The organism is Thiomicrolovo sp. ZZH C-3, assembly GCF_054862725.1.
This window is the reverse complement of the sequence record NZ_JBTKXX010000002.1, coordinates 1-12,612: the sequence shown is the minus strand read 5'-3', so window position 1 is coordinate 12,612 and position 12,612 is coordinate 1. Positions and strand designations below refer to the sequence as shown.

The window sequence follows — 12,612 nt, the reverse complement described above, 5'->3', positions numbered from 1 at the left end:
AGGCGGCCAACACTGTATAATACGCCTTAAAAAGGGCATAGACGCGTGAAATACTCGCCGGCGCAATACTATTTCGGTCTGCTGCGGCAGACCGTGAAACTCCAGCTGATTTTCCTGCTGCTGCTCTCTCTTTCCCGCCTGCTGTTCTTCTGGCAGTTTTCGCCGTCGAAGGCTTCCTTCCCCGGCCGGGAGCTGGCAGAGGCGTTCTTCCTGGGACTGCGGATCGACCTGGTGCTACTCTGCTACCTCATGGCCCTGCCGCTGCTGGCGATCATCCTGAACCACCTGACGCGGAACGTCGTGCCGCTGCCGTGGCTGCCGCGGCTTTTTCGCGGATACTTCACCGCCGTCTACCTGATTGTGAGCGCCCTGGTCGGGATCGATTTCGGGTTCTACTCCTACTTCGGCGAGCACATCACGATCATGCTCTTCGGCTTCTTCGACGACGATACCTGGGCCCTCGTGCAGATCGGGCTCAAAAATTACAATGTCACCCTGATCATAGGAGTGATCCTCTTTTACGCCCTTTCGCTGGTCTGGTTCGTCGGCCGCTTCTTCCGCGATGTCCGTCCCTCCGCCGTCAAGGCCGGTCCGATGAAGGCGGCAGCCGTCTACCTTGTGCTGCTGCTGCTGGTCGGGGTGGGTGCACGGGGAAGCCTGGGGCTTTTCCCCCTGCTCAAAAACATCCCGGAGGTGTCGTCGGACGCTTTCGTCAACGCCATTCCGCACAGCGGCGTCTTCGCCTTCGAGAAAGCACTCAAGCAGTACATGAAGGATAAGAACGGCGGCTACGACCTGATCAGGCGCAGCGGCTACAAAGGCAAAGTGCCGCAGGCGTTCAGGGACTATCTCGGACGGGAGCAGATCGATACGGCCGATCTCGCGTCGAACCTGCGGCGCACAACGCCGTATAATAGCGCTGCCGCAGCGAAACCGCCCCATGTCGTCGTCGTCATGGTGGAGAGTTTCGGGGCACCGATCCTGCAGTACCAGAGTCCGACCTTTGATATTTTGCGCCGGCTCAAGCGGCACTTTGACGAGGATATCCTCTTTACCGATTTCATTTCCGGCGCCAACGGGACGATCGCGTCGATGGAACCGTTCCTGCTTAACGTCGTCGCCCGTCCCGCCAGCATCGCCTACGGGCAGAGCCGTTACCAGCGTACCGCTTTCCCCCAGGCGGCAGCGAGGGTCTACAAAGCGGCGGGCTACGAGACGAACTTCGTCTACGGCGGGGACCTCTCGTGGCGCAACGTCGGCAGTTTTTTCAAACGCCAGGGGTTCGACCATGTTGAGGGAAAAAGTGACATCGAAATGCTCTACCCCGGGGCGGAGGAGCATGACTACGGCGTCTACGACCGGTATACGTATGATTTCGTGCTGCACAAGCTGGAGCAGGCGGAAAAGCCGCAGTTCGTCTTTATTCTGACGACGAACAACCATCCCCCCTATATTCTCTCCAAAAGCTACGACTCCAAGCCGCTGCAGTTCACGGAAGCACTGCAGGCGCACATTACCGGGGATATGGAGCTGGCGCACCGTCGGCTGCAGGACTACCAGTATGCCCTCGATATGGCGGGGCGTTTCATGGACGGGGTCAAAGCCTCCGATTTGGGGGAACGGACCGTCGTCGCCATCACCGCGGACAACAATACGATCGAGGGGATCATGCATTACGACCGTCCGCTGCAGGAGGGCAAGCAGGTGCCGTTCTACCTCTACCTGCCGCCCTATCTGAAGGCCGAACCGTTCGACCGCAACGTCAGCGCGTCGCATAACGACCTCTTTCCGACGCTCTACGGCCGCACCCTTTCCAACGCAACCTATACGGCCGTGGGGGAGGATCTTTACGATCCGGAGGCGCTGCACTGCGGTTATAATGACGCGGGCGTCATCGTTTCGGCCGGAGGGGCGTTCAAAACCGGTCATGCTTCCAACGAACAGCAGCATGCTTGCGAGCAGAAGTATAACGCCGCTCTGGCGGTGACCGAATACCTGGTGCGGCAGGCGTATGAACAGGTGAAACCCGTATGGGAAAAGGGGAGTGAATGAAACAGACTTTCAGGCGGTTCTGGCCGTATATCAAGGGGTATAAAGGCTACTATTTCATCGTTCTTATCGGGATCATCATGACGGTACTGGCCACCGTGGCGACGGCGCAGATCATGCAGCCGCTGATGGACAAGATGTTCATCGAGAAAGACCCGCAGATGCTCTACTACATCCCCCTGATGATGATCGTTATCTACGTCGTCAAATCGGTGGGGCGTTACCTGCAGGCCGTGTTCATGAACTATATCGGCCAGCATATCATCACCCGGCTGCGTTCGCAGCTGCTCGATCACATGCTGCATCTGGACATGGCTTTCCTGCACGCCAACCGCAGCGGGGAGCTGATCAGCCGTATCACCAACGATATCAACCGCGTGCAGTACTTCGTCTCCAATATGCTGCCCGAACTGGTCCGGGAGCTGTTGACAGCCATCGGCCTGATCGTCTACGTTATCTACCTCAATGCCGAACTGGCCTTTTATTCGCTGGTCGTCCTGCCGCTGGCGATCTACCCGCTGATCCTCATCGCCAAACGCCTGCGCCGCCTTTCGCACCGTTCGCAGGAGAAGAACGCCGATGTTGTCACCCGCCTGACCGAGGTCTTCAACAACGCCGAGATCATCAAGGCCAACGGCACCGAAGCCTACGAGATGGGCCGTTTCGACGCGGAGAACAACAAGTTCTTCAAGGTGAACATGAAGGCGGTCTATACGAACGAGATCGTTTCGCCGATGATGGAGGTTCTGGGGGCCACGGGGCTGGCCGCCGTCATCTTTATCGCCGGGCAGCAGGTGTTCAACAACCAGATGACCGTAGGGGAGTTCACGGCGTTCCTGACGGCCGTGGGGCTCACCTTCCAGCCGATGCGGCGTGTCAGCTCCATCTACGGGAAGATCCAAAACGCCATTGCAGCAAGCGAACGGATCTTTAGTGTGCTTGACCGCAAATGCATGATCGAAGAGGGGCATGTCGAGCTCGAGGAGCCGATCCGGGAGATTGCATTCAGTCACGTCTCGCTTGATTACGGGGAGAAGCGCGCATTGCGGGATGTGTCGCTTTCCATCCACCCCTCAGAGCAGATCGCCCTTGTCGGCGACAGCGGGGGCGGGAAGAGTTCGCTGGTCAATCTGCTGCTGCGTTTTTATGACCCGTCCGAGGGGGTGCTGCGCATCAACGGCCGGGATGTGCGGGAGTATGACCACCGCTCCCTGCTCAAACAGATGGCCGTCGTCTCCCAGCGCGTTTATGTCATGCAGGACAGCCTCGCCGAAAATGTGGCCTACGGCCTTGAGCTGGACGAAGAGCGGGTCGTCGAGGCGCTGAAGCTGGCCGACGCCTACGACTTTGCCGAGGGCCTGCCGGAGGGGATCCATACCCTGATGGAAGAGGGGGGTGTCAACCTCTCGGGCGGGCAGCGCCAGCGCATCGCCATCGCCCGTGCCATCTACAAGAACGCATCGGTCTTGATCCTCGACGAAGCGACCAGCGCACTGGACAACGAGAGCGAATACCGCATCCAGAAGGCCCTGGCATCCTACTCGAAAGACAAGATCACCATCATGATCGCCCACCGCCTCACAACGGTCGAACACGCCGACAGGCTCTACTTCTTCAAAGCCGGAGAGATTACCGACACAGGAAGCTTTACGGAGCTGATGGAGCGTTCGGAAGATTTTCAGCGCATCGCGCGCAGCTACGAAGGGTAGCCCGGACAGGGAACCCTCATCTGGCACACGGTACCGACACTCTTCGCCCGCCCTTTTCCATCCCCCGTCAGCTCTTAAATCCACCCTAATACATCGATAGATATGCGCAGTCATCAGGCATGTTGGCAAAACTAACAGCCGTGGCATAAAAATCCTACTATACTTGTGAAAGAGGCTTGCAAGGAGGGATGCGATGCATGACAGTGACGACAAGATGATGATCACGGAACGGTTCGAGCTGAAAGAAAGGGTCTGTGCCGCCCTGCGGCAGCGCACCCCGGATTTCGGCTTCGGGGGCTTTGGAGAGGCGACTTATTACCGGACCTACAGCCGCAGGAAAGAGGATGGGTCGCAGGAGCATTGGGCCGATACGGTTATCCGGGTGACCAACGGGGCGATGTCCGTCCGAAAACACCACTACGCGACGAGCAGGCTGCATTGGGATGAGGCATATTGGCAGTCCTATGCCGCCGAAATGGCCGAAGCGATGTTCGAGATGAAGTGGCTGCCGCCGGGACGGGGCCTCTGGGCCATGGGAACGGAATACGTCTATACCCGAGGCGGTGCGGCGCTCAACAACTGCGGCGCAGTGGATACGGCGGATCTTGCCGCTGCGGCCGACTGGACCATGGATATGCTGATGTGCGGTGTCGGCGTCGGTTTTAACACCGCCTGGACAGGCCGCGGTGCGGCCGTGCCGGACAAGTCACGGCCGGTGCCCTTTGTCATTCCCGACAGCCGCGAAGGGTGGGTCGCCTCGGTCAGATTGCTGATCGAAAGCTACACCAGGGGCGGGGCATGGTTCGCATTTGATTACGATACGATCCGACCGGCTGGCGCAACGATCAAGGGCTTCGGCGGTACCGCTTCGGGACCGGGACCGCTTAAGACGCTGCATCGAAGGATCGAGAGCTATCTGGATGCCTTCTGTGCGGGGGAGACGGATGCAACGCGCTGTACGGCGGATATCTTCAATGCCATCGGCGCATGCGTCGTCGCCGGCAATGTCCGGCGCAGTGCCGAGATCGCGCTGGGTTCGGCGGACGACAGCACCTTCCTGGAGCTCAAAGATTACGAACGCCACCCCGAACGCGCCGAGATCGGCTGGATGTCCAATAACACGGTGGTCCTGGAGAAGACGGACGATTTCAAAAAACTGCCGATGATCGCCAAACAGATCATCGCCAACGGGGAACCGGGGATCATGAACCTGATCAACGTGCAGAAGTATGCACGCTACGGCAGGGACGCCCACGACAACGCCTGGCTGGCGAACCCCTGTGCCGAAATCCCGTTGGAGAGTTTCGAGCTGTGCAACCTCGCGGAGGTTTTCCCGTCGCGCTGCGGGGATGAGGACGATTTTTACAAGGTGCTTGAATACGCGACGTTTTATGCGTCGACGGTCGCCCTGCTGCCGACGCACCGTTCCGAGACCAATGCCATCGTCGTACGCAACCGCCGTATCGGGATCAGTCTCTCCGGTGTGGCGGATATGCTCGATGCGCTTGGGGCGACCGAACTGACACGGCGGCTTCGGAAGGGGTACAAGGTCGTGCGCGCCGTCAACCAGAAACTGGCGGCGGATGCGGGGGTGCCGGCTTCGATCCGCGTGACGACGATCAAACCCTCAGGCACGATTTCGCAGCTGGCGGGGGTAAGCTCGGGGATGCACTTCCCCACCTTCCAGTACGCCCTGCGGCGGATGCGTGTCGGAAACGACTCTGCCGTCTGCAGTGTCTTAAAGGCTGCGGGAGTACCGCACGAAGCGGATGTCTACAGCGACAATACGACAGTGTTCGAATTTCCGATCGATCAGGGGAAGACGCGCAAAGCGACGGAGGTTTCCGCCTGGGAGCAGTTCGCGTTCCTGGCGATGCTCCAGCGCGAGTGGAGCGACAATATGGTCAGCTGTACTGTCTATTTCGACCCCGAAACGGAGGGGCACCAGGTCGAGCATATGCTGGCGCAGTTCGCCCCTGTCATCAAGTCGGTCTCCATGCTGCCGCACTCCGAGACCGGTGCCTACAAGCAGATGCCTTACGAAGGGATCTCCCGGGAAACCTACGAGGAGAAACTCGCCGCCATGCCACAGATCGACTGGAACCTCTTTTCAGACAGCGACGGCATCGAGAGCCGTTTCTGCTCGAACGACACCTGCGAGCTTTAAGCGGGGTGTACGGTATACGGGTAAACGCTACGAAATGAATCATGGGTAGAAAAGAAGGTCTGAAAAAGGGCATTCTATGCAAGTAGAACTTTCATAGGCGATTTTTTCTAAAATCAAGGCGGAGTAGTGCGAAGCGTACTTTTGTACGTGAGTGCTACGACAACGATGAGTTTAGGAAAAAGCGTCTAATGAAAGTGGCTCCGGATACTGGATTCGAACCAGTGACCAAGTGATTAACAGTCACCTACTCTACCGCTGAGCTAATCCGGAATCGTTAAGAGGCCGAAATTATAAAAGAAACTTCCTGAAAAGTCAAGAATTTTTCGTGCGTTTGCGGCGGAGGTTTCCGGCAGGGATGTAGAAGGTGATCCCGGAGCTGTCTTCGGCAACGATCCGGCCCGTCTCAACGAGGCCCCGGAAACGCTCCTGGCTCTCGCTGTCGAAGAGCAGGGCGATATCCTCCAGACTCAGCGGCCGCTTGTCGAGGGTGTTGAGGATCGCGTCATCGCTGTAGCATCCCTGGCACGATTCGGCATGGGTCCGCGAGGCGATGTGGATAGGCAGATCAGGGTCAAACTTCGAGGCGACCTCGTGAAGCTCGCCGTAGCTGAGCCCCTGCACGGGGTAGGCTGGCGGGCGGTCGATCGTCCCGATATCGACCCGTTTGCAGGGGATGTCATGCAGGACGTCATTTAATGCAGCAATCTCTGCATCGGTGTCGTTGAGGCCGTGGACGAAGAGGATCTCGAGGTAGAGATCGCCGCGGTACTCTTTGGCAAAGGCTTTGACGGCATCCACGAGCGCACCGATCTCGATCCCCTCGGCGGGGCGGTCGATCTTGCGGAAGACCTCCGGGGTGACCGCATCGAGGGAGAGCTTGACCTGGTCGAACTTGAGCAGGGTCGCAAAGGTATTCGGATCGGTCAGGGTGGCGCTGTTGGTGAGGATCAGGGTTTTCGTTTCACCCTTGACGGCGTCGATACGGTCTACCAGGGCGTCCAGGTCGGGGTAGAGGGTCGGTTCGCCGTTGGCGGTGACGGTGATGTCGTCGATGCCGGGATGTGCGAGTAAGGCACTTTCCAGTTCGGCGATGATCTCGTCGACACTGCTGCGCTGCTTCTGTTCGGTGACAGGCGCTGCGGGAGCGAGCTCACAGTAGAGGCAGTCGAAGTTGCACTGCTTGAGACCGGGCGAGAGGTCGATGCCCAGCGAGGTGCCAAAACGGCGGGAGTTGACCGGGCCGAAGATCGCGCTCATCCCTTGCTCCTGTTGTTCAGGTGTCAGGCTTTGGTGCTGACGCGGTGGCACTCGTTGACGAAGTGGATGGCGTTTTCGACGGGAACGTCGGGCAGGATGCCGTGGCCGAGGTTGAAGATGTGGCGTTTGCCGCCCATCGTCTTCTGGATCACTTCGATACAGGCCGTTGTAGCCTCCTTGGAGTAGAGGCGGCACGGCTCCATATTGCCCTGCAGGACGTACTTGTCGCCGAGCTTCTCCTTGGCCAGGGCCATCGGTGTGCCCCAGTCGATGCCCATGACGTCGAAGTTTCCGTAGACGAGACCGCGCTCGATAAAGGCCGCGATCCCTTTGGGGAACATGATGACCGGCACGTGCGGGTACTTCTCTTTGAGGTATTCGGCGATCTCGACCATGTACTGCCAGGAGAATTCGTCGTATTTGCCCGGTTCGATCGCTGCGGCCCAGGAGTCGAAGATCTGCACGACGTCGACACCGCTCTGGATCTGTTTCTCCATGTAGTACTTGACGACTTCGGTGACTTTTTTCAGCACGCTGTGCAGCAGCTCCGGGTTGGAGTACATCATCTTTTTACAGACGTTGTAGGTTTTCGTGCCCTGCCCTTCGATCATGTAGGTTGCCAGGGTCCACGGCGCGCCGGTAAAGCCGATCAGCGCCTTCTCGTCGCCGCGTTCGTCGAGCTGCTTGCGCAGCAGTTTGATGGTGTCGTAGACGTAGGTGAGCTTGTCCGCCGCCGCTTCGCCGCCGAGGAGACGATCGACGTCCGCCTGCGTTTCGATCGGGTCGCTGAACTTCGGACCTTCACCCTTGACGAAGGAGAGGTCCATCCCCATCTCGTCGGGAATGACGAGGATGTCGCTGAAGAGGATCGCCGCGTCGACGCCGACGATATCGAGGGGCTGGAGTGTGACTTCCGCCGCTTTCTCCGGGTCATGGCAAAGGTTGAGAAAACTGCCCGCTTGGGCACGGACTTCCATATATTCCGGCAGGTAGCGGCCGGCCTGGCGCATCATCCATACGGGGGTATACGGTGTCTCTTTTCCGAGGCAGGCATCGACGAAAATTTTACTCATTTATATTCCTATGGGTGTTGGATTTAGCGGGCGATCAGTGCTGATCGCCTTTGTGCAGAAAGTAGAGGGCGAGCGCCAGCAGCAGGATCGACCCTGAGAAGTAGAGCATCTCCAGCGCCCCGTTGAACTGGGTGTGCAGGACGCGCTGGAAGAAGTTGACGACCAGGACCATGACGATGACCTTGGCGATCTTGTCTTTGAGCTGGTCGAGGGAGTGGATCTGCAGCACCGAGGAGCTTTTGCCGTCCTCGTCTTCGGCCGCATCGATCTTGGAGACGAAGAGCTCGTAGACCCCGAGGCTGAAGATCAGCAGCACGATGGCAATGAGGTAGAGGTCGATGGCCCCGATGATGTTTGCTACGACGTCTTCGTGCAGATGTTCCGGGTGGGCGTGGTGTGCGACGACGTCCCATACCATGACCAGGACGCCCCAGATGTCGAGGCTGGCGACAACGAAGAGGATGATCGCACCGATCAGCGAAAAGACAACGGCAAAGAGGGTGAAAAGACGGCTGTTCCAGAGGCCGGATTCAAACAGCTTCTCAAACATCGGCGCCTCCCATCTCTACCCATTTCTGCGCGATACGTACGGCATTGGTCGCGGCACCGACGCGGAGGTTGTCCGCGACGACCCACATGTGGAGCATATTGTCGCGGTAGAGGTCGCCTCTGATGCGTCCGACAAAGGTTTCGTTGCGGTCGACGCAGGCCGCCGGCATCGGGTAGACGCTGTTTTGCGGGTCGTCCTGGATAACGATGTTCGGGGCCTTGGAGAGAATCTCGCGTGCTTCGGCGGCATCAATGGCGCTGTCGAAGGTCATCGTGATCGCTTCGGAGTGGCCGCGCAGCACGGGGACCCGGACGCAGGTGGCGCTCAGTTCGACGGCTTTGTGCATGATCTTCTTGGTCTCGTTGACCATTTTGATCTCCTCTTTCGTAAAGCCGTTGTCGGTAAAGACGTCGATCTGCGGAATAAGGTTCAATGCGATCTGGTGCGGGAACTTGTTATGTTCGCTTTCACCGAGGCGGAAGGCGAAGAAGTCCTGCATCTGCTGCACGAGCTCTTCCATGGCGGATTTGCCCGCGCCCGAGGTCGCCTGGTAGGTACTGACGTCGACGCGGACCAGGTCAAAGGCGTCGTCGAGGGGCTTGAGGGCCTGGACCATCTGGATGGTCGAACAGTTCGGGTTGGCGATGATCCCTTTTTTCTTCCAGTCGCGGATATCTTCGGGGTTGACCTCGGGGACGACGAGGGGGACCTCTTCATCCATCCGGTAGTGGCTGGTGTTGTCGATGACGACGGCACCGGCTGCGGCGGCGAAGGGGGCGAATTTCGCCGAAACCGAACCGCCGGCGCTGAAGAGGGCGATCTCGATCTCCTCTTCTTCAAAAACGGTCTCCGTCAGCTCTTTGATGACCAGTTCGTCGCCGCGGAATTCGACGGTATTGCCGGCACTGCGGCTGCTGGCCATCGGTACGAGCTTGGCCAGGGGGAAATCGATCTCTTCAAAAATGCGCAGGATCTCTTCGCCGACGGCACCGCTGGCACCGACGACGGCTACGTTATATGTTTTCATGACTGTTTGCTACCTCGTAAAATTATTCTAAATCAAAAGATTGCTGTTCAGGCTCAATCTGGACACTCTCCGGCCCGCCCTCTTCGCCGTCATCCTCTTCATCGGTCACGGGCTCTTTCTTCGGACAGCGGGAGATGCTGGCGACATCGTCGCCCTTGACGATGTAGACGCCGCTGGTGTTGCGGCTCGATTTGGAGATGCTCTCCATGTCGACGCGGATCATTTTACCGGCTTTTGTCAGCGCCATCATGTCCATATTTTCGTTAACGATCACACAACCGACGACATGCTGGCCGGTTTTGACATTGAGTTTCATCGCAATGACCCCGCTGCCGGCGCGGTTGGTCAGGCGGTATTCGCCCGCCGTCGTCCGCTTGCCGATCCCCTTCTCGCTGACCGTGAGGATCTCCTGCTCGTCGCTGTCGATAATGTTCGCGTCGACAACGCGGTCGCCGTCATGTTTGAACTTGATACCGCGGACCCCGCGGGTGCTGCGTCCCTGTTCGCGGGTCTTGTCGATCTCGAACTTGATGCACTGCGCGTACTTGGTCAGGATGAAGAGGTACTTTGTCTCCGTCGTGGCGATCTTCGCGGTGATCAATGTATCGTCGTCGTCGAGGACGATGGCGCGGACCCCGTTGCTGCGGATGTTGGAGAACTCGCTGAGGTTGGTACGCTTGACGATGCCGTTCTCGGTAAAGAAGACCAGGGATTTCTCTTCGCTGAAGTCCTCCGTCGGGATGATCGACTGGATCTTTTCGTCCGGCTGGAGCTGGATCAGGTTGACGACGGCTTTGCCTTTGGCGGTACGGGAGCCTTCCGGGATACGGTAGACCTTCAGCCAGTGCAGCTGCCCGCGGTCGGTGACGAACATCAGCGTATCGTGGGTGTTGCAGGTGAAGAAGCTCTCGATGAAGTCATCCTCGTAGGTCGTAACGGCGGTCTTGCCTTTGCCGCCGCGGCGCTGTTTCTCGTAGTTCACCAGCGGCACACGCTTGATGTAGCCGCGGTGGGTGATGGTGACGACCATCGGCTCGTTCGGGATCAGGTCCTCGATATCGATATCGTCGTAATCATCTTCGATGTCCGTACGGCGCGGATCGTCGTAGACCTCCATCACCTCGTTGAACTCCTCTTTGATGATGCCGCGGAGCACCTCTTCGCTGCGCAGGACGCTCTCGAGATATTCGATGAGTTCAAGCAGCTCTTTGAGCTCGTTCTCGATCTTTTCACGCTCGAGGCCGGTCAGCTTCTGCAGGCGCATGTCGAGGATCGCCTGGGCCTGGATCGGGCTGAAGTCGAACTCGGAGATAAGCCCCTCTTTGGCGCTTTCGGTATCTTTGCTGGCGCGGATCAGCTTGATGATCGCATCGATGTGGTCCAGCGCCTTCTTCAGACCTTCAAGAATGTGGGCGCGCGCCTTGGCCTTTTCGAGGTCGAAGATCGTGCGGCGGATGATGACCGTTTTGCGGTGGTTGATGAAGTGGTTCAGCATCTCCAGGATCGGGAAGACTCTCGGTTCCTGGTTAAGGATGGAGAGCATGATGATCCCGAAGGTCGTCTGCATATTGGTCGATTTGAAAAGGTTGTTGAGAACGATCTCGCTCATGGCGTCGCGTTTAAGCTCAATGACGACGCGGATCCCTTCGCGGTCGGATTCGTCGCGGATCTCGCTGATCCCCTCGATCTGCTTGTCCTTGACGAGGTTGGCGATGCTCTCGATCAGGCGCGCCTTGTTGACCATGTAGGGGAGCTCATCGATAACGATGATCTCTTTTTTGCGGGTCTGCTCGATATGGGTCTTCGCACGGACTTTGATACGGCCGCGGCCGGTCTCATAGGCGTCGATGATCCCTTTTTTACCGTAGATCGTACCGCCGGTCGGGAAGTCCGGTGCCTTGATGTAGTTCATGATGTCCGGCAGGGCCGCTTTGGGATTGTCGACGAGGTGCACCAGCGCGGAGAGGACCTCTTTGGGGTTGTGCGGCGGGATATTGGTGGCCATACCGACGGCGATACCGGAGGAGCCGTTGATCAGCAGGTTGGGGACGCGGGTCGGCAGGATCTCGGGCTCCTGGGTCGTCGCATCGTAGTTGTCGATCATATTGACCGTCTCTTTGTCGAGGTCTTTGAGCAGCTCCCCGGCATACTTGGTCATACGTGCTTCGGTATAACGCATCGCCGCCGCGTTGTCGCCGTCGATGGAACCGAAGTTCCCCTGGCCGTCGACCAGGGTCATGCGCATGGAGAAGGGCTGGGCCATACGGACCAGCGCGTCATAGACCGCCGTATCGCCGTGGGGGTGGTACTGACCGATAACGTCCCCGACGATACGGGCGGATTTTTTGTACTTCGCCCCGGCGGAGAGGTTGAGTTTGTCCATCGCGTAGAGGATACGGCGGTGGACCGGTTTGAGACCGTCGCGTACATCCGGGAGCGCACGGCCGATGATGACACTCATGGAGTAGTCGAGGTAGCTGCTCTGCAGGCTCTCTTCAATATTGATATTTTCGATTTCGCTGTTATCCAACGGTTCGCTCATGGCTTGTCCCACCTCGTACAGGAGCCCGCAGGCCCCGTGTTCTAAGATTTTTGGCGCTTATATTAACCTATATATACTTAAACACGACGGTTGCGGGATCGGGGGGAGATGGGGTGGGCGGTAGAACGAGGAGGGTGATTAAAAAATAACCACCCATACCGAACAAAAAGCCGACAAAATTGTATACTATTTTCATGAAACTTCCGCAGTCAAGGCTGCGAAAAAAGGATTAACCAAT

8 protein-coding genes and 1 tRNA gene are annotated in these 12,612 nt (G+C 58.2%); 3 read left to right on the top strand and 6 right to left on the bottom strand.

The annotated features are described in order from the left end of the window. The first annotated feature begins 45 nt into the window (after positions 1–45). The 3 genes from ACXWTF_RS08500 to ACXWTF_RS08490 all read left to right on the top strand — a co-directional run bounded on the left by ACXWTF_RS08500 (position 46) and on the right by ACXWTF_RS08490 (position 5,925). Positions 46–2,052, top strand: a complete 2,007-nt coding sequence (locus tag ACXWTF_RS08500; RefSeq protein ID WP_461714588.1) for an LTA synthase family protein — start codon at positions 46–48, stop codon at positions 2,050–2,052. After that, complete coding sequence (locus ACXWTF_RS08495; RefSeq protein ID WP_461714587.1) at positions 2,049–3,758, top strand: ABC transporter ATP-binding protein; 1,710 nt, start codon at positions 2,049–2,051, stop codon at positions 3,756–3,758. The genes ACXWTF_RS08500 and ACXWTF_RS08495 overlap by 4 nt, the downstream gene beginning before the upstream one ends. A 193-nt stretch (positions 3,759–3,951) precedes the next feature. Further along, a complete protein-coding gene (locus tag ACXWTF_RS08490; protein ID WP_461714586.1) occupies positions 3,952–5,925 on the top strand; it encodes a glycyl radical enzyme family protein in 1,974 nt (657 codons plus the stop codon). Between the two features lie 195 nt (positions 5,926–6,120). On the opposite strand, the gene ACXWTF_RS08485 is transcribed toward ACXWTF_RS08490, so the two are convergent. From ACXWTF_RS08485 to gyrA, 6 genes are all read right to left on the bottom strand, one after another. After that, positions 6,121–6,195 (bottom strand) — tRNA-Asn (locus ACXWTF_RS08485). 42 nt (positions 6,196–6,237) lie between these two features. Continuing rightward, entirely contained in the window at positions 6,238–7,182 is a 945-nt protein-coding gene (locus ACXWTF_RS08480; protein WP_461714585.1) for a radical SAM protein, read from the bottom strand. A 23-nt stretch (positions 7,183–7,205) separates the two neighbouring features. Beyond that, on the bottom strand, positions 7,206–8,255 hold the full coding sequence (hemE, locus tag ACXWTF_RS08475) for a uroporphyrinogen decarboxylase (RefSeq protein WP_461714584.1): 1,050 nt from the start codon (positions 8,253–8,255) through the stop codon (positions 7,206–7,208). A 34-nt stretch (positions 8,256–8,289) separates the two neighbouring features. Next, a complete protein-coding gene (locus ACXWTF_RS08470; RefSeq protein ID WP_461714583.1) occupies positions 8,290–8,805 on the bottom strand; it encodes a YqhA family protein in 516 nt (171 codons plus the stop codon). Then, entirely contained in the window at positions 8,798–9,832 is a 1,035-nt protein-coding gene (locus ACXWTF_RS08465) for an aspartate-semialdehyde dehydrogenase (protein ID WP_461714582.1), read from the bottom strand. The genes ACXWTF_RS08470 and ACXWTF_RS08465 overlap by 8 nt, the downstream gene beginning before the upstream one ends. Before the next feature lie 22 nt (positions 9,833–9,854). Then, a complete protein-coding gene (gene gyrA / locus ACXWTF_RS08460) occupies positions 9,855–12,374 on the bottom strand; it encodes a DNA gyrase subunit A (RefSeq protein ID WP_461714581.1) in 2,520 nt (839 codons plus the stop codon). Between the last annotated feature and the right edge of the window lie 238 nt (positions 12,375–12,612).